The following is a 21,494-nucleotide window of genomic DNA, read 5'->3' on the forward strand; positions in this document are numbered from 1 at the left end:
CTCATATGTCCCGCTGGGTTCCGCCAAGACCGAACGGATCCTTCGAGCTGTGGCCGGTCCGCCACGACAAGAGAACCTCCGGAACTTTTGAGCGCGATGTCCATTGATTCAGCCACAGACACTGGAGAGAAGCCCATGACCATTCAGCCGACAGCCCGGACTTTTTCCGCTCTTCCGCCCATCAAGATGGAAACGGCCGCCCCGGCCAATCCGCTCAGGGGTGTCCTAGTGACCGTCTTTGCCCTCAAGATCGTAGTATGTGCTTTCCTGCTTGCGACCGTGTCGCTTGCTCCGCCGGTCTCTGTCGACGCGCGTTTTGCGGCCGTCGCCGGCGATTGATTTTTTGGCTGAAATGTCTTCCGTTTGCCGCTATATCCCCGCTGACATTATCGCTTGAAGCGGGTTACATCTAAACGGATTCATGCAGCGCGCTTCGTCTTCCTGTTTTTCCGCATGTCGCTGTCCCGGGATCGGTTCCCACCATCAAGCGACCTGCTTCAAGCCGAGGCATCATGGGCAAGTTACAGGCCGGCATCATCCCGGTTACACCATTCCAGCAGAATTGCACGATCCTCTTCGATGACGAGACCAGGGAAGGCGTGGTCATCGATCCGGGTGGCGATGTGCCGACGATCCTTGAGGTCGTGAGTGAAAACGGAATAACGCTCAGGGAAATCTGGCTCACGCATGGTCATATCGACCATGCAGGCGGCGCTGACGAATTGCGCGAGGTGCTGGGGATTCCGGTGATCGGGCCGCATGAAGCGGATCTTCCTTTGCTGCAGAAGCTGGAGGTCCAGGCGGAAAAGTTCGGGGTGAAGATGGCGGCGCGCAACCTTGTGCCTGACCGCTGGCTCAACGAGGGCGACACGGTTTCGTTCGGAGATCATGTATTCGAGGTTTTTCACTGTCCCGGCCATGCTCCTGGGCATGTGATCTACTACAACCGCAAACAGAAATTCGCACATCTCGGCGACGTGCTGTTCAACGGTTCGATCGGGCGCACCGATCTGCCGGGCGGGGATCACGAGACGCTGCTTGCGTCGATCCGCGACAAAGTCCTGCCACTCGGCGATGATGTCGGCTTCATTTGCGGTCATGGTCCGGGTAGCCGGATCGGCGACGAGCGGCGCAACAACCCCTTCCTGCGCGGCCTCTGATAGGTCTCCGCCAAGAAAAAAACCCGGCAAACCTGCCGGGCTTCAACTCGAATAGAAAGCCTCCTAGGCTTAACCAGCGATCTGCAGGTTGACGGCCTTGGGGCCTTTGCCGCGACGATCCGGTTCCGTGTCGAAGCTTACCTTCTGGTTTTCCGACAATCCGGACAGGCCGGAAGCCTGTACGGCAGAGATATGAACAAAGATATCGGCGCCACCATTATCAGGCTTGATGAAGCCGAAGCCCTTGTCGGTATTGAAGAATTTTACAGTGCCAGTTTCGGCCATGCAGCAGGTCCTTTTCTCTCTGTCCGTGTTCAGCGGCGGACAGCATAACAGTGTTGCCCCGAAGGGCGGCGGCAGGCAGCTTTAAGAAAGGGTCCCTGTCTTTAACCGCGGTGACCGGCAGGAATAGCTTTGAATATCTCTGCCCCCAGCCTACCGCCCGAAGTCTTCGCGCCTTCGGAGCGCATCATTATAGGTCTTCCCATGCTCGTAAATTGCCCGAACTTGCACAGAGTGCTGTGTTTATCAGAAATTGGCAAGAAAAAGTTTTTTGAACCGGTTCCATGAGGAGAAAGCTGACATCGGCAAAGATGACTGAGAACACTGGGTTGCGCCCTTTTGTTGACATCCAGAGGAGGAAATCATCGTTGGCAATGCTTTCTTGACCGGCGCCTGCGCCGTTTTTGAGCCGACCGTGGGAAAGGAAGATTTTTTTCCGGTCGGCCCTCGGAGCGCCTGTCAAGACGGTTTTATGCCGGATTTCAGCCGGCAGCCGTCATGAATTTCAGGAATCCCGCGTATTTTCGGACCGTTTCATTCCGTTGCGGACTGCCGCCGGCCGAAAGTGCGTGCGTGTCTTGCCAATGCGGGTCGGGAACCGGGGGCGGGCGATGGCGCAGGGTGATCGACAGACGGCGTATCTTCATTGCGAGGCGCTGGTGCGCCTGCAAAATCCGCAAGGCTTTCTGGGAAGGTCTCATTAAAGGTTGTCGGCGCAAGTTCCGGCCGGGCGAGCGCGTAACCCTGCATCAGCGGAACGCCAAGTTCCTCGCACAGATCGACCTGCCGGACCTCTTCGAGCCCCTCGAAAATCGGCTCGATGCCTTCGTCCAGCATCTGCCGGATGATAACGCGCAGGAGCGCATAGCCGGCAGAATTGTCGAGGAAGTCATGGACCCAGGAGGCGTCGAACTTCACGTAGTCCGGTTTGACGCGCTTCAGCCGGGCAAGATCGGAATCGCCCGCGCCGTAATCATCGATCGCAACGCGGAAGCCTATCGCGCGCATATGTTCGATGAAGGAAGCGACGATGTCGTCGGCCACGCCGAACTTTTCTGAGATCTCGCAGACAATCCGAGCGGCCCCAAGGCCTGCCTCATGGCCTGCGAGTTTGATGCGCTCGACCTCCTGGCGCATTTCCTGCGGCGCACGGAAGAGGCCGGGATGAAACTTGACGAAGATCCCCGTCCGTGAACGATTGAGCCGCCCGGTGTTGAGGATATGGATGGTGCGCAGGATGCTGTCGATATCGGCTATATCGCTGGATGAAACGAGGCGAAAGAATTCGCCCGGCGAGACCGGCTCGTCATGGCGCGAAACGCGCACAAGGCCTTCGAATGCTTCTATCTCCAGACCGGAGCCGTTCGAGCGGAAAATCGGCTGCAGGGCGGATTGCAGCGTGAAGGGACCGTAGCCGGTGGAAAAGGCCCCGCTTTCGCTGCGCACCAGATTGGCGAAAATGCTTCTCGGCGTCATGCTTGTCGGACTTTTCGTTGCTGATCCCGATGGTTGTAGCAGCGAAGGGTTACGTGGCTGTAAAGAAGATTTAGAAGGTTTTATCAGCGTCTTTGATGGCTCATATTCAAGCTTTCCGCTTGAAACGGCGTCGTAGTTTAGACATAGAGCTTAGCGGCAGTCTCTTCGCACGATCCCGCCCTTGTTCAACAGCTCCTCAGGACCCAGATCATGGCCTTTCTCGCCGACGCTCTCTCCCGCATGAAGCCCTCCGCTACCATCGCCGTCGCCCAGAAGGCGCGTGAGTTGCAAGCCAAGGGCCGCAATGTCATCAGCCTGGGGGCGGGCGAGCCGGATTTCGACACGCCGGACAATATCAAACAGGCGGCAATCGATGCCATCAACCGTGGCGAGACCAAATACACGCCGGTATCCGGCATCCCGGCTCTGCGTGAGGCTATCGCCAGGAAGTTCAAGCGTGAAAACGATCTCGACTACGATGCCTCGCAGGTGATCGTCGGGACGGGCGGAAAGCAGATTCTTTTCAACGCGCTGATGGCGACGGTTAACCCCGGCGATGAAGTCATCATTCCGGCGCCCTATTGGGTGTCCTATCCGGAAATGGTCGCCCTTTTCGGCGGAACCAATGTCTTCGTTTCCACCAAGCAGGAAAACAATTTCAAGCTGACAGCGGCTGACCTCGAAGCCGCGATCACGCCGAAGACCAAGTGGCTCATCTTCAATTCGCCGTCGAACCCGTCGGGTGCTGCCTATTCGCATGACGAACTGAAGGCCCTGACGGACGTCCTCGTCAAATATCCGAACGTCTGGATCCTGACAGACGACATGTATGAGCACCTGACATTCGACGATTTCAAGTTCGCGACGCCGGTTCAGGTCGAGCCCAGACTTTACGATCGCACGCTGACCATGAACGGCGTATCGAAGGCCTATGCCATGACCGGATGGCGTATCGGCTACGCGGCCGGCCCGAAGGAACTGATCAAGGCCATGGATGCGATCCAGAGCCAGCAGACCTCCGGCACATCTTCGATCTCGCAGTGGGCCGCCGTCGAGGCGCTCAACGGCCCGCAGGACTTCATCGAGAAGAACAAGAAGATCTTCCAGGGGCGTCGCGACCTCGTCGTTTCCATGCTGAACCAGGCATCGGGTATCTCCTGCCCGGTTCCGGAAGGCGCCTTCTACGTCTATCCGTCCTGCGCGGGCCTCATCGGCAAGACTGCGCCGAGCGGCAAGGTCATCGAAACGGACGAGGATTTCGTCACCGAGCTTCTGGAATCGGAAGGGGTTGCCGTCGTTCACGGCTCCGCCTTCGGTCTTGGCCCGAATTTCCGCATCTCCTATGCGACTTCGGAAACCTTGCTCGAAGAAGCCTGCATGCGCATCCAGCGCTTCTGCGCTGCCTGCAAATAAGAACGGCCGAACGATTTTCGACGTAAGCCCGCCGCATTGGCGGGCTTCCTGCATTTGCGTCCTTGTTGACGATGTGGCTGCATGTAGCTACATTTTATCTATGAAGACTGTCTCGATCCGGGAAGCCAAGAACCGCCTGACCGAACTCGCCCGCGAAGTGGAGCAGGGCGAGACCGTGACCGTGACGCGTAACGGCAAACCTGTCTTCGATATCGTGCCCCACAGGAAGCGGGGCGGCATCAATTGGGAAGCTGGGCAGGCGTATTTGCGGGCGAGGGGGATCACCAATCCTGTTCCCTATATTGCAGAGGACTTCGATGATCCGCTGCCGGAAGATTTTCTGATCAAGCCGCTGCCGGAAACATGAGGCTTTTGCTCGACACGCATATTGTCCTGGCATTCCTGCGCCGGGAATTCGACAGACAGTTTCCTGAAATACACCGGTTCTTTTCCAACAGTTCCGCGACCGGCTTTGTCAGTGTGGCTAGTCTCTGGGAGATTGCGATCAAATCGAGGCTCGGCAAGCTCGATCCGGGCATGCCGCTGGAAGATATTCCGACAATATTGGAGGAGGCTGATCTTACCATCCTTCTCATCGATATCCCCCACGTCACTACCGCCGCCGAGCCGGGACCCGAAACGCGCGATCCCTTCGACCGGCTGCTCTTGGCGCAGTGTCAGGTCGAAGGGCTATTGCTCGTAACGATCGACAGGGCGCTTGTCGGCCACCACCTGGCATTCAAGCTCTAAGCGAAGCGGCGAGGGAGCATCGCTTCCACCAATCGCGGGTCAGCTCTTGGTCAGCCTGAGGATCGTCGATCCCCCGCCGCCGCGCCGTTCGGTAACCGCGTAGACTGCGCCGTCTGGGCCGACCTTGACATCGCGGATGCGGGCCTGGAGCGGCACGCGCTCCTCATAGGCGACCTTGTCGCCATCCATGTGGACGACGACAACGCCCTGGGCAACGAGCCCGCCGATCAGGAATGCGCCTTTCCATTCCGGGATAAGATCAGCATCGTAATAGGCCATGCCGGACGGCGCGATGACCGGATCCCAATAGTAGACCGGCTGTTCCGTTTCCCTCATGGCGGTGATGCCCTCGCTGATCGGGGCGCCGCTGTAATCGATGCCGTAGGTGACCTCCGGCCAGCCGTAGTTCCTGCCGGCTTCCGGCCGGTTCAACTCGTCGCCGCCGCGCGGGCCATGCTCGACCGTCCAGAGGCGGCCCTGACCGTCGAGCGTGGCCGACTGCAGGTTCCGGTGACCGTAGGACCAGATTTCCGGCTGCGCACCCTCGCGGTTGACGAAGGGGTTGTCCGGCAGGGCCTTGCCGCTCCTGTCTATGCGGAAGACCTTGCCGAGGCCGCTGCCGAGATCCTGCGCCTGGACGCGCGGCTCGGGATCGGAGCGCTCGCCGACGGTGACGTAAAGCTCGTCGTTCGGGCCGAAAACGAGGCGCGAGCCGAAATGCTTGTTGCCGTCATAGCTCGGCATCTGGCGGAAGATGACATCGACGTTTTCCAGTTTGCCGCCGCCGTTTTCGTCCGGAACCAACCTTGCCGAGGCGACCGATGTGCCGTTGCCGTCTTCCCGCTCCTCCGAAAAGGAGAAGAAGATCATGCCGGAGGTGGAAAAATCGGGCGCGAGCGCGACATCCAGCAATCCACCCTGGCCACCGGAAAGGACATCGGGAACACCGGCGATCGCCGGCCCGGCTCCGCCTTCTTCCGAGATGATGTGCATGGCGCCTTGCTTGGCGGTTACCAGCATGCGGCCATCGGGCAGGAATTCCATAGCCCACAGATGCGGGAGACCTTCCGCGACGACCGCATGCGCGATCTTCGGCATCTGCGCGGGTTGCGGCGCGCGGGTCTGGCCGGCAAAGGCGGGTCGTTGTTCGGGGGCGTTGGGTCTTCTGGTCTCGACAGGCTGGCCCGACGTCTCGGCCTGGAGCGGCGATGAAAGCAGCGTGGCAAAGAGGGCCGGAGCGGTCAGGAGAGGGCTGAGGCGTTTCATCGTGGACTCCCTTCAATGAGGCGGCATCCGCCGCGAAGCAAGAACCGACACTCCGCATGCGGCGAAGGCGTGTCGAACGACACCTTCATCTAGGGCGTCTACCCGGAATGATCGCACACGCCCCATTCAAGATAATTTTATCTGGCTCCGGTCGAGCTCTTCGCTTGCCCCTTCACAAGCAAAAAAGCCCGCCAATGCGGCGGGCCTTTCGTCTGATCGTTGTCCCGGAAACTCAGTCGAGAAGGTCGGCAGGAACCTTGCCGCCGTTCTCAGAAAGTTTCTTCATCAGGGCCTTGTGGAGCCACATGTTCATCTCGGCCGAGCCGTCCTTCGCCCCGGCATATCCCAATTCGTCCGCCAGTTCCTTGCGGGCGGAAAGGCTGGAATCAAGATCAAGTGCCTTCATCAGATCGACGATCGATTTGCGCCAGTCGAGCTTCTGGCCGCTCTTCTTGACGGCGGCGTCCAGGATGGGGGTGACATCCACGGGTGCCGAAGCGGAAGGAGCAGGGGCCGCCGGGGCTGCCTGCGTGGCGGCCGGCGTCGATGGTGTCCCCGCCGGTGCGGACCCGGCCGTGGGCGCTACGGTCTCGGCTGCTTCCGCCCGTCCGAAAATAGCGTTCTTGATCCTGTCGAAAATACCCATGAGTGCTCTCCTCGTGTTGGCCTGGAAGAGTGTTGTGCGGGACTGCTAAAAGTCAAGGACGGCCGCAGGGGAAATCGACCTGCGGCCGCGCAATTCGTCAGGCCGTGCCCCAGATGGCTTCGGCGGTCTTCACGACGAGTTCGAGCTTGCGCTTCTGGTCTTCCTCGGTGATCGAATTGCCTTCCTCCGTTGAGGCGAAACCGCATTGCGGGGCAATCCCGAGCTGGTCGAGATCGACGTATTTCGACGCTTCGTCGAAGTGGCGGCGCAGTTCGTCCGTGCTCTCCAGCTCACCGGTCTTGGTGGTGATGAAGCCCGGATAGACGCGCTGCTTGCCCTTCTTGAGAAGGCTCAGCGGCTGCAGGCCGCCGGCGCGGTCGGTATCGTATTCCATGAAGAACATGTCGACGCCGGTATGGTTGAAGATCGCGTCGGCTGCTGCGTCGTAGCCGCCTTCGGCAGCCCAGGTGGAACGGAAGTTGCCACGGCACATATGCATGCCGATCAGCATGTCCTTCGGACGGTCCTTGATCGCCTCATGCATCATCCATGCGTATTTCTGAATCAGCCAGTCAGGATCGAAACCTTCTTCCCGCTTCATGGCACGCTGCTTTTCGTCACCCAGATAGGCGAAGTAGATGTCGTCCATTTGCAGATAGCGGCAGCCGGCTTCATAGAACTTCTGCACGGCCTTGGCATAGGTCCTGGCGAGATCGGCGAACAGTACCTCGACGTCCTGATATTCGGCAGGATGGATATCCGCCTTGGCGGTGCGGTAGTGAGCGACGCTCGGGCCGGGAATGGAGATCTTCGGCGTAACCTTGGTCACCGAAGCGAGATACTTGAAATGCTCGAGATGCGGGTGATTATCCGGGAAGTCGAGCTTGCCGTTGATGGTCGGAAAGGTCGGAGGCAGCTTGACGCCGTGGAAGGTGACGCCCTTATGCGCTTCGCGGGTGACGAACTCCATCCCGTCGAGCTCGCCAAGGAAGTCGTAGTGCCAGAAATGGCGGCGCGCTTCGCCGTCGGTGACGACCTTGAGACCGACGCCTTCCTGCAGCTTCACGAGGTCCTTGATGGCCTCGTCCTCGACAGCCTTCAGCTCGGCGGCGGAAATGCTCTTCTCTTCGTAGAACTTCCTGCGGGCCTCCTTGACGGAAGCGGGACGCAGGAGCGAACCAACGTGATCGGCTCTATAGGGCGGTGTCGGCATGGGGTCCTCCATTCACGAATATAAGCTGCAACAGCCGTGCAGCGGCGAAGGCGTGTATACAGGTATGCGCCTTTGAAGGTGAAACAGCATATTTCGCAGGTTGATTCAACGCTTTCTCAATCCGATTCCGTATGCATATGCAAGTTGTTGTTATGGAATCGCTTTTTGTCAGAGCCCGAGGACCGTCAGCATCACGAACGTGGCGAAAAGCACAAAATGGGTCATGCCCTCGATAGCATTCGTCTGGCCATCGTTGAGGTTGATCGCCACGGCAACCAGCGTGACGGCCACCATCACCGTCTGGACCGGAGTCATGGCCATGATGAAGGGCTGGCCGCTGTAAAGAGCGATCGCTTCCATCACCGGCACGGTGAGGATGACCGTCGACAGCGAGGCACCCATGGCGATGTTGACGACTGACTGCATGCGGTTGCGGAGCGCAGCACGCAGCGCGGTCAGGATTTCGGGTGCCGCGGAAATGGCCGCGACCACGACCGCCATCAAGGCCGGCGGCGCCCCTGTGCCGTCGAGCCCCACGTTCATGAAGGTCGACATGAACTCCGCGAGAAAGCCGATGATCAGGACGCCGAAGAGGATGATGCCGATGGAGGCCATAGCCTCCTCCTCCTTGGCTTCCTTCTGCGGAGTGTGTCCGCCCGCTGCTGCTTTCGTGCGGGGATAGCTGTAGCTGAAGAAATAGCTGTGCGTGCCGACCTGCATGCGCAGGAAGAGGGCGTAGAGCGCGATCATCGCGCCGATGGTGAAGGCCGAATAGTAATGCCATTTGGAGGCGGGAATGAACTCCGGCACCACCATGGAGATGCTCATGGCCGTTAGGATCATAACGCTGTAGGTGCGGCTGGAATCGTCGTTATAAGGCTGCTCTCCATGGCGAAGTCCGCCGAGCAGGGCGGCAAGGCCGAGGATGCCGTTGATGTCCAGCATGACCGCGGCATAGATCGTGTCGCGTACAAGTGTGGGCGATGTCGTGTTGCCCATCATGATCGCGAGGATCAGCACTTCAACCGCTACGGCCGAAAGCGTCAGGATCATCGTGCCATAGGGATCGCCGACCTTGTGGGCGAGCACTTCCGCATGGTGGGCGACGCGCGTCGACGCGAGGATGATGACCGCGATCAGTACCACGGCGGCGATCGCCGAGGCGGCCTGGCCGCCTTCCAGGATCGAATGCTCCACGGCATAGGCGATAAAGGCTGCCGCAAGTGCTGCGATGAGGGATCGTTCCTGTTTCAGAAGAGGGAGAAGTCCCACCGGCGGCTCCATGCTTTTACGGACACAATCTAACGCGGCGGCTTACCGCATCAAGGAGGTTCGTTTTTCTCTTCAAGGATTTGCGACAGCCGCGCTTTGATGCCATAATTTAACATGTGGCCTGGAACTTCGGGGCACCTCTTTTGCTTCTTTACCCCGATGCCGCGTCTGGAGACGGATCCGGAAAGATCGTTGTGGCCATGAAAGGACAAGGAGGAAGAATGACCAAGATCGTCTACAAGGTCGTACAGCACGACGGCGGCTGGGCATATCGTCAGGGTGACGTCTATTCGGAAACTTTCCCTACGCATTCCGATGCCCTGCAGGCAGCCCGTATCGTGGCTGCCGAACAGCAGGTTGGCGGCGAACCGGAGGAGATCAGCTGGCAGGACGAAAAGGGCGTCTGGCACACCGAATACAGTGAGGGCGGTGATCGCCCGGAAGCCGAGGTCGTGGATGGGGACGAGGGCGCCGACGCCCGCTGACACCCGCCGTCAGTTGCGGGCGTACTCCAGAAGGCCTTTCACGAGTGCGTCGAAGGTGACGCGCCAGCGCGGTGAGGATTTCAGATTCTCGTGCATGGCGACCCAGGTGTCGAGTGGTAGTTGAAAGATGTCCGGCAGGACCCGGACGAGATTCGGATCACGCCGGGCGATGCCGACCTGGCAGATGCCGATGCCCGCGCCGGCCCGGATCGCCGCAAGCTGGGCGAGGTTGCTGTCGGCGCGATAGCTCCATCGGATGCGTTCCAGATCCGGGAAGGCAGGGGCGCTGGCGCGGATGCGGTCCGCTGCCGCGCGGACGAAGGCGGAGCGGCGGTCGAAGCCGATCAGCCGATGGGCCAGAAGCCCTTCCGCATTTTCCGGAGTTCCGTGCCGCTCCATATAGCGGCGATGAGCATAGAGCCCGAGCGGAATGTCTCCGATATGACGGGCGACGAGCGCCTCTTGAGCTGGGCTCGTCATGCGCACGGCAATATCGGCCTCGCGCCTCAGAAGATCCTCCAATGAGTCCGAAAGTGAGAGTTCCAGTTCCAGGCCTGGATGTTCGTCCTGAAGCACCGCGAGAATTGGCGGCAGGACTTCCACGCCGACCACGTCGCTGGCGCTGATCCTGACCGTGCCTCGTATGGCGCCGAATTCACCCGATGCGAGCCGCCGCATGGCAGCCGTCGTCGCGGCCAGGTTCTCCGCATAGGGTTTTAACGCCAGCGCCGGCTCGGTGGGCAAAAGACCCTGTTGCGAGCGGGTGAAGAGCTGGTAGCCGACCGCCTGTTCCAAGGCGTCGATATGCCGACCGACCGTGGGTTGGGTGAGGCCGAGCTCGCGTGCCGCTGCTGAAAGCGAGCCCAAGCGTAGCACGGCGAGGAAGGTTCGGTATAAATCCCAGCTGATATCATTCATTTTTGTATGGATGCCAAAAGGTTTCCGTCAATTCCGTATAATGCGGAAACACGCGATATTCCAGCCATCGAAACCGCAGACGAAAAGGAATATCGCCATGCCCAATATCTCGATTGCCAAACCCATCGCTCTCGTCCTCGGTGCCACCGGGGGCATCGGCGGCCATGTGGCGCGCGGACTCGTAACCCGCGGCTGGACTGTTCGGGCGTTGAACCGAAAGGCAGACGAAGCTGCCCGGCGCGAGCCGCGTTTCCACTGGATCCAGGGCGATGCGATGAGTGCCGCCGACGTTCGTCGCGCTGCCCAGGATGCCAGGCTGATCGTCCACGCGGTCAATCCGCCGGGCTACAAAGACTGGGAAAAGCTGGTCCTGCCGATGCTGGATAATACGGTCGCGGCCGCAAGAGACGTAGGTGCCCGCATCCTGCTGCCGGGCACGGTCTATAACTACGGGCCGGACGTCTTTCCGAGCGTTACCGAGGAAAGCCCGCAAAACCCCGTCACCCGCAAGGGAAAGATCCGCGTCGAGCTGGAGCGCCGGCTGAAGGCGGCTTCGGAGGAAGGCGTGCCGGTACTGATCGTGCGGGCCGGCGATTATTTCGGTCCCGGCGCGGGCAATAGCTGGTTCGGCCAGGGATTGGTGAAGGCCGGCAGGCCGGTGACGTTCGTCAGCCGGCCGAATGCCGGGGGCATCGGCCATCAATGGGCCTACCTCCCGGATGTCGCGGAAACCATGCTGCGCCTAATCGACAAGGAGAGTGAATTGCCGCGTTTTGCGCTCTTTCACATGAACGGGTTCTGGGATGAGGGTAGTCGTGAAATGATCGCGGCGATCGGTCGTGTCGTCGGCAGGAAACCGAAGGTCAAAGCCTTCCCCTGGTGGCTGCTGACGCTTGCGTCACCCGTGGTGCCGTTGTTCCGCGAGCTTGGCGAGATGCGTTATCTTTGGAAGATGCCGGTCCGGATGCGCAACGACAAGCTTCTGGCGTTCCTCGGGGAGGAGCCGTCGACGCCGATCGATGAGGCGGTGAGGGCGGCGCTCATGGATATCGGATGTCTCGAAGCTCCTCGTTTCGGGCCTCGGGCCTTGCCAAAGAGGGCGGCATGACCAGCATTCTTCCTGCGACGCCCGGGGCATCACCGATCGGCTTCCGGATTTTGGCTCTGATCCTGCCGGTATTGATCGGCGGGCAGGTTTTCCTTGCCGGACTGGCGATGTTTTCGAATGCCTCCCTGTGGGAGCTTCACGGAGCAATGGGGGGAGCGTTGGGACTGCCGATCCTCGGCATGGTCGGGCTCGCCTTTCTGCGATCGGGGCTGCGCGCCTATCGGACGAGCGTTCTGCTGATTTTTGTTCTCTATTGTCTGCAATTCGTCTTCGTGATCGCGGGCGAGGGCATCGGCGTTGTCCAGGCTTTGCATCCGACCAACGCGGTTGCAATTACCGTCGTCAGCGTCCTGTTGGCGCGTTCCGTGTGGACGGCGGGATAAAAGGGAAAGAGCCGCGCATGGCGGCCCTTCCTCAAGTCGATCAGGCGACGGCTTCGAGCGCCGGATAGTCGGTATATCCCTTTGCGCCGCCGCCATAGAAGGTGGCCTTGTCCGGCTCATTGAGCGGTGCATTCTGCCTGAGCCGCTCCACGAGGTCCGGATTGGCAAGGAATAGCTTGCCGAAGGCGACCGCATCGGCATATCCGCTCTCGACTGCCTCGATGGCGCTTTCGCGATCGTATCCGTTGTTGACCAGCCAGCCGCCCGTGCCGCCGGCCTTGCGATAGACGGCCTTGAGTTCCCGATAATCGAAGGGCTTGTCGCCCTGGAAGAAATCGCGATCGCCCCCGGTTGCGCCCTCGATCACATGGATGAAGGCGAGGCCGCGCGGGCCGAGCTGTTCGGCCACGTAGTTGAAGAGGGGCTGCGGGTCGGTCTCGGTGATGCCGTTGGCCGGGGTAACCGGCGACAGCCGGATGCCGACGCGGCCGGCGCCGATTTCCTTGGTGACCGCATCGACGACCTCCAGCAGGAAGCGCGCGCGGTTCTCGATCGAGCCGCCATAGCCGTCGGTGCGTTGATTGGTACCTGATTTCAGGAACTGGTCGATCAGGTAGCCGTTGGCCCCGTGCAGTTCGATGCCGTCGAAGCCGGCATCGATCGCGGCGCGGGCACCCTTGCGGAAATCGTCGACGATACCGGCGATTTCGGAGCGTTCGAGCGCCCGTGGCGCGGAGGTTTCGACAAAGGCGCCGCTGCCGTCCGGATTGATGATGTAGGTTTTCGTGCCGGCTGGAATGGCAGAGGGGGCAACGGGCGCAGCACCGTTCGGCTGCAGCGAGACGTGGGAGACACGGCCGACATGCCAGATCTGGGTGACGATCCTGCCGTGTTTCCTGTGAACGGCGTCAGTGACCTTCTTCCAGCCCTCGACTGCTTGCGGCAGGTAAAGACCCGGGACATCGGCATAACCTTGGCCCTGCTGGGTGACCGGCGTTCCCTCGGTGATGATCAGGCCGGCCGTAGCACGTTGCTCGTAATAGGTGGCGTTGAGATTGTTCGGAATTGCCTTCGGCGATCGGTTACGGGTGAGCGGCGCCATGACGATGCGGTTGGAGAGTTGGATGTCGCCGAACTTGGTCGGGTCAAAAAGGTTGGTCATGGGAAATTCCCTTTTTACGGGTGGGAGGATTGAGCCGGCATCAGAGAGTTGACCTGAGCTCATCGAGGAAGGCCGCGATGGTTTCCTCATTGCGGTGGCAGAATGCCCATTGGCCGACGCGATTGATCTTCAGCAATCCAGCCTTTTCGAGCGTCGAAAGATGCGCCGAGACCGTCGATTGGGAGAGGCCGCAGCGCTTTTCGAACTGGTTGGCGCAAATACCCATTTCGAGCGGGTGCGCCTGATCGGTGAAATGGCGCTCGGGCTCCTTCATCCATTCCAGGAATTCGACCCGGGTCGGATGCGCCAGCGCCTTCAAGATTTCCGTCTTATCCATCTGAGGATCCGTATCGGAGTTTTCCGATATATAGATCGTCCAATGACGATTTAAAGAAGGGCGTTTGCGAAAAACGAAAGTCCGTTAAAAAAAACGGGCCGCCGGATCGCTCCAGGGCCCTTTCAGTTGTGAAGGTCAAAACCTCCAGAGGGGAACAGCCGGCGCGGACGACTGGGATGTCGTCGGGAAGCACCAGCTACAACAATATATGGGAATGGGCAGACCGCTCGACAAGGGTGCGGATGGAATATTGAACACAGGTTTTGAGGCGGGAGAAAAAAGAGCTCACTGCACGCAGGCAAAAAAAGAGGGCCACCGGATCGCTCCAGGGCCCTATAAGTGTGAAGGTCAAAAAACCTCCAGAGGGGAACAGCTGCTGCGGTGGAACTGGGAGGAAAAAGCCACCATGTGCATCAGCTGTGTGCGATATGGTGGTTTTTTGTGCAGTGAACAATGCCCTTTTGTGCAGGCCAGCCATGCGCAACGTGCAATGCTGTAATCGGAAGATCTCAGCAGACACATATCAGGCAACCCTAGAGCGCTGGAATCCTTCAGGTTTAAAGGGCTTGAAGCCCATTTGAGTCGCCTGATCGGTTCTCAGAAATTCCAGTTGCGGGCCTTGCCGACGACGAAATCGCGAAAGACTTTGAGCTTCGCGGCGTTCTTCATTTCATCCGGATAGCAGAAATAGGTATCGAAGGATGGAATATCCGCATTGATCGCGAGCTGAATCAGTCCAGGGTCGCGGCCGACGATGTAATCCGGCAGGCAGGCTATCCCGATTCCCAGCAGGCAGGCCCGCTTGATGGAGGTCTGGCTGTTGATCTGCAGATGCGGCGTGCGCGTGTTGTCCGACGAGCGGCCGGCATATTCCAGCCAGTTGACGTCGAGCAGATAGCTCGGCGCCGGTTCGCCGAACGTGATGATGCGGTGATTGTCGAGATCCTCGATCGACTGCGGCTCCCCATAGCGATTGATGTAGGAGGGGGCGGCATAGACGTGCATGTGCACGGTGAAGAGCTTGCGCTGGATGAGGTCGGACTGTTGCGGCTGACGGAGCCGGATCGCGCAATCCGCATGGCGCATGTTCACATCCAGTTCCTCGTTATCAAGGATGAGCTGGATCGACATTTCCGGATAGAGCTGAAGGAATTCCTGCACCTTGTCGGTCAGCCAGCCCTGGCCAAGGCCGACCGTCGTGGTGACGCGCAGCTTGCCGGACGGCTTCTCCGTCGTCTCGGTGAGCTGCATCTTGACTGTTTCGAGCTTCAGCAAGACGTCATGCGCGGTGCGGTAAAGAAGTTCGCCCTGCTCCGTGAGGATCAGGCCGCGCGCGTGGCGATGGAAGAGTTTTACCCCGACATCCTGTTCCAGCGCGCTGACCTGACGGCTGATCGCCGACTGGGAAAGGTGAAGCTTGTCCGCCGCGTGGGTGAACGAACCAGCCTCCGCCGCAGCGTGAAAAATGCGCAATTTATCCCAGTCAAGCGGCATACCCATCCCTGAACGTCACTCCGCGGCCACGGCCACCGGCTGGAGGCCGGCGAGATAACGTTCAGCTTCCAGAGCTGCCATGCAGCCCATGCCGGCGGCGGTGACCGCCTGGCGGAAGGTGTCGTCCGTCACGTCGCCGGCCGCAAAGACGCCGGGCACGTCGGTCGCGGTGGAGTCCGGTGCCGTCCACAAGTAGCCGTTCGGCTTCGTCTTCAGCTTGCCCTTGAAGAGTTCGGTCGCCGGCGCATGGCCGATCGCCACGAAGACGCCGTCAATCGGCCGCTCGGTGATCGCGCCCGTTTCAGTGTTGCGCAGCTTCACCCCCTCGACGGATGGCGGCAGTGGCGCCTTGGCCGGCTTGCCGGTGATCTCGGCCACTTCCGTGTTCCACAGCACGCTGACATTCGGGCGCTGGAAAAGGCGTTCCTGCAGGATTTTTTCGGAGCGGAAACTATCGCGGCGGTGAACCACCGTCACGGACCTTGCAATGTTCGAGAGATAGAGCGCTTCCTCGACCGCGGAATTGCCGCCGCCGACCACGATCACATCCTTGTTGCGGTAGAAGAAACCGTCGCAGGTGGCGCAGGCGGAGACACCGAATCCCTGGAAATGCTGCTCGCTTGCAAGACCGAGCCATTTCGCCTTGGCACCGGTGGCGATGATGAGCGTATCGGCGGTCCAGACAGCGCCGGAATCCGTGCGGACAGTGAACGGCTGATGGTCGAGCTCGACCTCGGTCACCAGGTCGTTGACGATTTCTGTCCCCACATGCGTCGCCTGTTTCAGCATCTGCTCCATCAGCCAGGGCCCCTGGATCGGATCGCCAAAGCCGGGATAGTTCTCCACATCCGTGGTGATCATGAGCTGGCCGCCCTGTTCCAGGCCGGCGATCAGCACGGGTTTCAGCATGGCGCGTGCCGCATAGATTGCGGCGGTGTAACCGGCCGGGCCGGAACCGATGATCAAAACCTCCGTATGACGGGCGGACATATGCAGTTTCCTTTCAAAGACCGATCGACTCATGTTTTTTCAGCCCACATATAGGGGGTCGATTTCCGGTCTGCCGCTTTAAAACGTCATCTAAGATCGATCCATGCAGGAATGCAAGGGCAGCTTTGCATTAACAACAGATCAGTTGGATGCGGGGCCATGATCCTTGCGTTAAATGCCGTTTCCGCTAAAAGCCTTTCGACAAAAGGGGAAAGCCGTGCTTCGTGCCGATCTGGACGCCATTGATATCAAAATCCTCAGAGAGCTTCAGCGCGACGGGCGAATGACGAATGTCGAGCTCGCGGAACGTGTGGGCATCTCCGCGCCGCCGTGCCTGCGCCGCGTGCGCAAGCTCGAGGAAGCCGGCATCATCGAGGGGTATCACGCGCTTCTGAACGGCCCGAAGCTCGGTTTCGATCTCGTCGCCTTCTGCATGGTCGGGCTGAAGCGCCAGTCGGATGCGGATCTCAAGGCCTTCGCTTCCAAGGTGCAGCAATGGCCGCTGGTGCGCGAAGCCTGGATGGTTAACGGAGACAGCGATTTCCTGCTGCGCTGCACGGCGCAGAACCTCACCGTCTTCCAGGATTTTGTCATCGAGGTCCTGACGGCGGACGAACATGTGGATACCGTCCGCACCATGCTGACGATCCGGCAGGTGAAACAGCTCGGCCTCGTGGAAATCTGAGTTCGGCAATGGCCAGGCTTCCGATCTCCGCCTTCATCATCTGCCAGAACGAGGAGGCCTATCTCGGCAACTGCATCGAGAGCCTCGTCGACTTTGCCGATATCGTCATCGTCGATTCTGGATCTACGGACGGAACGATCGATCTCGTCCAGTCCTACATCGACAAAGGTTGGCCGATCCGGCTTTTCCATGAGAAATGGCGTGGATACGCGGGGCAGAAGCAGTTCGCGCTGGAGCAGTGCAGGGAACCCTGGTGTTTCAGCATCGATTCGGATGAGCGGCTGGATGCATCCCTGCGGAAGCTCCTGCCGGAGCTTGTCACGGCGCCCGTGGAGATTGTCGGCTGGAAGATGGCGCGACGGCCCTATCTCATCGGTTACGGCTACACGCCCGAGAAGGTTCACGAGCGCAAGATCCTGCGGCTGATCCGCAAGGGAAGGGGCGCCTTCGACCTCGCCCAGGCGGTGCATGAGGGTATCGTGCCGGACGGCAAGGTTGCCAAGACGAAGACCGGCAGCCTGCTGCACTACCGGCCGATCCTCATCGACGAACAGATCCTCAAGGAAAACAAGTATTCGACGCTCAAGGCGGACCAGAAATTCGCGGAGGGCAAGACGCCGAGGCCGGTCAAGCTCTTCATTTCGCCACTCCTCTATTTCTACCGGCTTTACCTGAGAAACGGTTTGTGGCGTTGCGGGGCGCCAGGATTCATCGAGGCGATGACGGTCGCAGTCTACGCCTTCCTCACTGAGGCCAAGCTTTACCAACGCCAGGCGCTGACGGAGCGCCCCAATCGGGACGACGCGCCGACGCGCTGAAACGGGAGACACGCATGAAGGTCCTGCACATCCATTTCGGCAAGGAGGGCGGCGCGGAACGCTTTTTCGTCAATCTCGCCAACTCCCTGCACGAACGCGGCATCGAGCAGCGCATGCTGATCCGGCCGGGACGGACCTGGCAGAAAGATCTCGAGAAATGCGGCAAGGTTTATCTGGGCATATTCCGGCGCATCTCGCTGTCGCGCTTCTGGCTGTCGTTCCGCATGTGGAGAATCCTGCGCGAATACCAGCCCGATGTGATCATGACATGGCAATTAAGGGCGAGCCGCTTCATGCCCAACTACAAGAAGGCGCGGCGGATTTCCCGGCTCGGCGACTATCCGGAGCATCTGGGGTACTACCGGAATTCCGAAATCCTCGTCTGCCTGACGCCGGACGTAGCGGAGAAGGTACGCTCGTTCGGCTGGAAGCGGGGGCTGGAAGTTATCACGAATTTCACGCGGGCGGCTCCGGTGAGCCCGGTATCGCGGGAGAGTCTTCAGACGCCGGCGGATGCCTTCGTCGTCCTGGGGCTCGGCCGCTTCGTGCCGAGAAAGGGTTTCGATACCCTGATCCGCGCCATGACGAAGGCCGAGCATGCCTATCTCTGGCTGGTCGGCGACGGTCCGGAGCGGGAAAATCTCGAACGGCTGGTCGATGAGCTCGGTCTTCGGTCGCGCGTGCGCTTTGCCGGTTGGCAGACGAATGCCTATGCCTATATCGCCGCTGCCGATGTTTTTTCCATCGCCTCCCTGCACGAGCCACTCGGGAATGTCTGCCTCGAGGGCTGGGCGGCCGGAAAGCCGACCGTGTCGTCGCGGGCGGAAGGCCCCTCCTGGGCGATGACGAATGAGACGGATGCGCTCATGTATGATCCGGGCGACCATGACGGCCTGGCAACGGCGATCCGGCGCCTGATGGACGACCCGGCACTCAGGCAACGTCTTGTGGATGGGGGGCATCGCACCCTTCAGGAGCGGTTCTCGGAAAAGGCGATCACCGATGCCTATATCCGTCTGTTCGAGACCGGCTCAACCGCGTCATGAAGGTCCATCACTATCATTTCGGCAAGGATGGCGGCGCGGAACGCTTTTTCGTCCATCTCGTCAACGCGCTCGCGCGTCGCGGTGTCGAACAACGCGCCATCATCAGACCCGGCCGTGTCTGGCGGAAAGATATCGAGGGCGTGGCGGAGATTATCGAAAGCAATTTTCGCAATCTCTCGCTCGATCGCCTCTTGCTGCCGGCGAAGGTCGCCCGGCTTGCGAAGAAAGAAAAGCCGGATGCCCTGATGGCGTGGGCTCCGCGCGCCAGCGAACTGATGCCGGCCTATCAAGGCTGCATCAAGATTTCACGACTGGGCGATTATCCGAGCAGGCTCAGTTACTTCAAAAACACGGATGTCATCGTCTGCAACACACCCGGCATTGCGGATCAGGTCCGGAAACTCGGCTGGACGCGCGGTATCGAGGTGATCTCCAATTTCACCAATGCGGATGCCATGCCGCCGGCCTTGCGTGCCTCGGCAGATACGCCGGAGGACGTGGCGGTCATCATGTCCATGGGCCGTTTCGTGAAACGGAAAGGTTTTCATACGCTGATCGATGCGATGGCGGCGGTGCCGGACGCCTATCTCTGGCTGGCTGGCGAGGGAGAAGAGCAGGAAGCGCTCGAAGCGCAGGTCAGGGAACGGGGCATGACCGGGCGTGTGCGCTTCCTTGGCTGGCAGAAGGATGCCAGGCCCTACGTTGCCGCGGCCGATATCTTCGTCATGCCGTCCAGCCATGAGCCGCTCGGCAATGTCATCCTGGAGGCCTGGGCGCAGAAGCGGCCGGTCGTTTCGTCGCGCTCGGAGGGGCCGACCTGGTTCATGCGCGACGGCGAAAACGGACTGCTGGTCGATATCGACGACACTGCCGGATTTTCGCGGGCGATCTCAGAACTGATCACCGACAGGGCGCTCGCCGCGACGGTCGCAGAAGGCGGATACAAGACGCTGATGCAGCAGTTTTCCGAGGAAGCGGTCGCTGACGCCTATATCGAGCTTTTCAGGCGGAAGCCGTGATCCGGTAGATATTGCCGAGGCGTTTTGCCTCGCCCTCGATGCTGAAATTCGCCACCGCATGATCACGCGAGCGGATCGACGCGGCTTGCCGCCGCCCGTCATCATCCATGAAGAGAGCCGCCGCTTCGGCCATGGCATCGATGCTGTCACGGTCGATGATCACGCCGGTTTCATCTTCACCGATGACCAGAAGCTCCGGGAAGGCGCCGACATCGGTAGCGATCACCGGCACGGCCGTCGCCATGGCTTCGAGCGGGGTGAGCCCGAAGCCTTCCCAGCGCTGCGGGGCGATGAAGAGGTCGAGGGCGCGGTACCACTCGTTTATATTGGTGTGCTCGCCGACGAAGAGGATGCGGTCGGCGAGGCCGGCGGCAGCGACCTTGTCCTTCAGGCCCTTCTCGAAATCCACATGCGGGCCGGTGGCGCGCCCGGCGACGATCGCCGCCCAGTCAGGCCGGTCGGGCAGCAGGCGGATCATCGAATCCACGAAGACATCCGTACCTTTCTGGTGCCGTACGCGGCCGAAGCAGCCAACGAATTTTTTTGCAGGATCGAGGCCGCGTGCTCGCCTGGCTTCAGCTTTGTCCCCGGGTGGTGAGAAGCGGTCAGTGTCGATGCCATGCAGGATGACGGTGTTGGGAACGGCCAGATAGTCGGCCGTCTTACCGCAGACGGCAATCACGTTGTCCATCTTCGAGATGAGCCATTTCGTCCAGCCTGTATGGCGGCGCTGCGAGGCCGAGGTGAAGACGATCTTCAGCGGCATGCGCAACACGTCGCGCATGAAAATCGCCGGCAGCATCTCGACATTGCGGCGGGCATGCCAGATGCGGAACCGCTTGCCGAGGGGCGGACGCCAGAGGGCGAGGAGATCGCGATATCGGATATGCGGCAGCTCGGCGGGCAGGCCCGGCCCAAGCGCTGCAACCTTCTGGCCGAGCGACCTCTGGACCGGGATGAGCTGGATGATCGTCGACGTGACGCCGGAGAGGCGCCGCTTGAAATTCGGCGCGATCACTTCGACGTCGCGGATATCGATGATGGCGGGATCGCCGTTCTTTCCCCCCCTGTTTTCCAAAGGCGATCAGCCCCAGGAAACGGAGAGGATCTCGTAGCCCTTGGAGCCGCCGGGGGCGACCACTTCGATGGAATCGCCGGCTTCCTTGCCGATCATGGCGCGGGCGATCGGCGAAGAGATGGAGATGCGACCTGCCTTCACATCGGCCTCCTGGTCTCCGACGATCTGGTAGGTCCTCTCCTCGTCGGTATCTTCGTCGACGAGCTTGACGGTCGCGCCGAACTTGATCTTCGAGCCGGACATCTTGGTGAGGTCGATCACCTCGGCGCGCGCCGTCAGGTCTTCGAGTTCGGTGATGCGGCCTTCATTGTGGCTCTGGGCCTCCTTGGCCGCGTGGTACTCGGCATTTTCCGAAAGGTCGCCATGGGCGCGCGCTTCAGCAATTGCCTCGATGATACGGGGACGCTCCTCCTGCTGGCGCCAGCGCAGTTCTTCCTGCAGCTTGGCAAAACCGTTCTGCGTCATCGGTACCTTATCAACCATTTCATTGTCC

Annotated in this window: 25 protein-coding genes; 12 read left to right on the forward strand and 13 right to left on the reverse strand. The window is 60.3% G+C overall.

The window, feature by feature from the left end; translation table 11 throughout:
* Window positions 1-135: 135 nt before the first annotated feature.
* Window positions 136-339: a hypothetical protein gene (locus J2046_RS14450; RefSeq protein ID WP_210052862.1), complete on the forward strand. Its 204-nt coding sequence runs from the start codon at window positions 136-138 to the stop codon at window positions 337-339.
* Between the two features lie 173 nt (window positions 340-512).
* Complete coding sequence (locus tag J2046_RS14455) at window positions 513-1,160, forward strand: MBL fold metallo-hydrolase (protein WP_210052864.1); 648 nt, start codon at window positions 513-515, stop codon at window positions 1,158-1,160.
* Window positions 1,161-1,229: 69 nt separating this feature from the next.
* Here J2046_RS14455 and J2046_RS14460 read toward each other — a convergent pair whose 3' ends face one another.
* On the reverse strand, window positions 1,230-1,445 hold the full coding sequence (locus J2046_RS14460) for a cold-shock protein (RefSeq protein ID WP_003494703.1): 216 nt from the start codon (window positions 1,443-1,445) through the stop codon (window positions 1,230-1,232).
* A gap of 531 nt (window positions 1,446-1,976) precedes the next feature.
* Window positions 1,977-2,918: an EAL domain-containing protein gene (locus J2046_RS14465; RefSeq protein WP_210052866.1), complete on the reverse strand. Its 942-nt coding sequence runs from the start codon at window positions 2,916-2,918 to the stop codon at window positions 1,977-1,979.
* A gap of 210 nt (window positions 2,919-3,128) precedes the next feature.
* Between J2046_RS14465 and J2046_RS14470 the strand changes: the two genes are divergently transcribed.
* The 3 genes from J2046_RS14470 to J2046_RS14480 all read left to right on the forward strand — a co-directional run bounded on the left by J2046_RS14470 (window position 3,129) and on the right by J2046_RS14480 (window position 5,081).
* Complete coding sequence (locus tag J2046_RS14470; protein WP_210052868.1) at window positions 3,129-4,331, forward strand: pyridoxal phosphate-dependent aminotransferase; 1,203 nt, start codon at window positions 3,129-3,131, stop codon at window positions 4,329-4,331.
* Window positions 4,332-4,431: 100 nt separating this feature from the next.
* A complete protein-coding gene (locus J2046_RS14475) occupies window positions 4,432-4,698 on the forward strand; it encodes a type II toxin-antitoxin system Phd/YefM family antitoxin (protein ID WP_210052870.1) in 267 nt (88 codons plus the stop codon).
* The gene (locus J2046_RS14480) at window positions 4,695-5,081 is read left to right on the forward strand and encodes a type II toxin-antitoxin system VapC family toxin (RefSeq protein WP_210052872.1); all 387 of its coding nucleotides are present in this window, start codon (window positions 4,695-4,697) and stop codon (window positions 5,079-5,081) included. The genes J2046_RS14475 and J2046_RS14480 overlap by 4 nt, the downstream gene beginning before the upstream one ends.
* 39 nt (window positions 5,082-5,120) lie before the next feature.
* On the opposite strand, the gene J2046_RS14485 is transcribed toward J2046_RS14480, so the two are convergent.
* From J2046_RS14485 to J2046_RS14500, 4 genes are all read right to left on the reverse strand, one after another.
* A complete protein-coding gene (locus J2046_RS14485; RefSeq protein WP_210052874.1) occupies window positions 5,121-6,347 on the reverse strand; it encodes a PQQ-dependent sugar dehydrogenase in 1,227 nt (408 codons plus the stop codon).
* A 232-nt stretch (window positions 6,348-6,579) separates the two neighbouring features.
* Entirely contained in the window at window positions 6,580-6,993 is a 414-nt protein-coding gene (locus tag J2046_RS14490) for a DUF3597 domain-containing protein (RefSeq protein WP_210052876.1), read from the reverse strand.
* A 97-nt stretch (window positions 6,994-7,090) separates the two neighbouring features.
* Complete coding sequence (locus tag J2046_RS14495) at window positions 7,091-8,206, reverse strand: 5-methyltetrahydropteroyltriglutamate--homocysteine S-methyltransferase (protein WP_210052878.1); 1,116 nt, start codon at window positions 8,204-8,206, stop codon at window positions 7,091-7,093.
* Window positions 8,207-8,374: 168 nt separating this feature from the next.
* The gene (locus tag J2046_RS14500; RefSeq protein WP_325169758.1) at window positions 8,375-9,478 is read right to left on the reverse strand and encodes a calcium:cation antiporter; all 1,104 of its coding nucleotides are present in this window, start codon (window positions 9,476-9,478) and stop codon (window positions 8,375-8,377) included.
* Window positions 9,479-9,699: 221 nt separating this feature from the next.
* On the opposite strand from J2046_RS14500, the gene J2046_RS14505 reads away from it, so the two are divergent.
* Window positions 9,700-9,963 (forward strand): DUF2188 domain-containing protein, encoded by a 264-nt coding sequence (locus J2046_RS14505; RefSeq protein ID WP_037147972.1) that lies wholly within the window; start codon window positions 9,700-9,702, stop codon window positions 9,961-9,963.
* A gap of 9 nt (window positions 9,964-9,972) precedes the next feature.
* On the opposite strand, the gene J2046_RS14510 is transcribed toward J2046_RS14505, so the two are convergent.
* On the reverse strand, window positions 9,973-10,881 hold the full coding sequence (locus tag J2046_RS14510; RefSeq protein ID WP_210052882.1) for a LysR family transcriptional regulator: 909 nt from the start codon (window positions 10,879-10,881) through the stop codon (window positions 9,973-9,975).
* A 97-nt stretch (window positions 10,882-10,978) separates the two neighbouring features.
* On the opposite strand from J2046_RS14510, the gene J2046_RS14515 reads away from it, so the two are divergent.
* Window positions 10,979-11,989 carry an NAD-dependent epimerase/dehydratase family protein gene (locus tag J2046_RS14515; RefSeq protein ID WP_233469780.1) on the forward strand — a complete coding sequence of 337 codons (1,011 nt, stop codon included), beginning with the start codon at window positions 10,979-10,981 and terminating at the stop codon, window positions 11,987-11,989.
* Complete coding sequence (locus J2046_RS14520; RefSeq protein WP_210052886.1) at window positions 11,986-12,372, forward strand: DUF6220 domain-containing protein; 387 nt, start codon at window positions 11,986-11,988, stop codon at window positions 12,370-12,372. The genes J2046_RS14515 and J2046_RS14520 overlap by 4 nt, the downstream gene beginning before the upstream one ends.
* A 40-nt stretch (window positions 12,373-12,412) precedes the next feature.
* Here J2046_RS14520 and J2046_RS14525 read toward each other — a convergent pair whose 3' ends face one another.
* The 4 genes from J2046_RS14525 to trxB form a co-directional block, all read right to left on the reverse strand.
* A complete protein-coding gene (locus tag J2046_RS14525; RefSeq protein WP_210052888.1) occupies window positions 12,413-13,534 on the reverse strand; it encodes an alkene reductase in 1,122 nt (373 codons plus the stop codon).
* Window positions 13,535-13,574: 40 nt separating this feature from the next.
* Window positions 13,575-13,871 (reverse strand): ArsR/SmtB family transcription factor, encoded by a 297-nt coding sequence (locus J2046_RS14530; RefSeq protein ID WP_210052890.1) that lies wholly within the window; start codon window positions 13,869-13,871, stop codon window positions 13,575-13,577.
* A gap of 597 nt (window positions 13,872-14,468) precedes the next feature.
* Window positions 14,469-15,365: a LysR family transcriptional regulator VtlR gene (locus tag J2046_RS14535; RefSeq protein WP_037148640.1), complete on the reverse strand. Its 897-nt coding sequence runs from the start codon at window positions 15,363-15,365 to the stop codon at window positions 14,469-14,471.
* 15 nt (window positions 15,366-15,380) lie between these two features.
* A complete protein-coding gene (gene trxB, locus J2046_RS14540) occupies window positions 15,381-16,355 on the reverse strand; it encodes a thioredoxin-disulfide reductase (protein WP_210052892.1) in 975 nt (324 codons plus the stop codon).
* Between the two features lie 175 nt (window positions 16,356-16,530).
* Here trxB and J2046_RS14545 point away from each other — a divergent pair, with 175 nt between their 5' ends.
* Genes J2046_RS14545 through J2046_RS14560 form a run of 4 tightly spaced genes read left to right on the forward strand, consistent with a single transcriptional unit; the run spans window position 16,531 to window position 19,923 of the window.
* A complete protein-coding gene (locus J2046_RS14545) occupies window positions 16,531-17,040 on the forward strand; it encodes an Lrp/AsnC family transcriptional regulator (RefSeq protein WP_233469781.1) in 510 nt (169 codons plus the stop codon).
* A gap of 8 nt (window positions 17,041-17,048) precedes the next feature.
* Window positions 17,049-17,858: a glycosyltransferase family 2 protein gene (locus J2046_RS14550; RefSeq protein ID WP_210052894.1), complete on the forward strand. Its 810-nt coding sequence runs from the start codon at window positions 17,049-17,051 to the stop codon at window positions 17,856-17,858.
* A gap of 14 nt (window positions 17,859-17,872) precedes the next feature.
* Entirely contained in the window at window positions 17,873-18,904 is a 1,032-nt protein-coding gene (locus J2046_RS14555; RefSeq protein ID WP_210052896.1) for a glycosyltransferase, read from the forward strand.
* Entirely contained in the window at window positions 18,901-19,923 is a 1,023-nt protein-coding gene (locus tag J2046_RS14560; RefSeq protein ID WP_210052898.1) for a glycosyltransferase, read from the forward strand. Before J2046_RS14555 ends, J2046_RS14560 begins: the two co-directional genes overlap by 4 nt.
* Here J2046_RS14560 and J2046_RS14565 read toward each other — a convergent pair.
* Both J2046_RS14565 and greA read right to left on the reverse strand, forming a co-directional pair.
* Window positions 19,907-20,965: a glycosyltransferase family 4 protein gene (locus tag J2046_RS14565; protein WP_210053409.1), complete on the reverse strand. Its 1,059-nt coding sequence runs from the start codon at window positions 20,963-20,965 to the stop codon at window positions 19,907-19,909. The two genes, J2046_RS14560 and J2046_RS14565, sit on opposite strands and share 17 nt — an antisense overlap.
* Window positions 20,966-21,007: 42 nt before the next feature.
* Window positions 21,008-21,484 carry a transcription elongation factor GreA gene (greA, locus tag J2046_RS14570; RefSeq protein WP_210052901.1) on the reverse strand — a complete coding sequence of 159 codons (477 nt, stop codon included), beginning with the start codon at window positions 21,482-21,484 and terminating at the stop codon, window positions 21,008-21,010.
* Window positions 21,485-21,494 lie beyond the last annotated feature (10 nt).

Origin of the sequence: Neorhizobium petrolearium (assembly GCF_017873175.1) — a bacterium.
Lineage (GTDB): Bacteria > Pseudomonadota > Alphaproteobacteria > Rhizobiales > Rhizobiaceae > Neorhizobium > Neorhizobium petrolearium.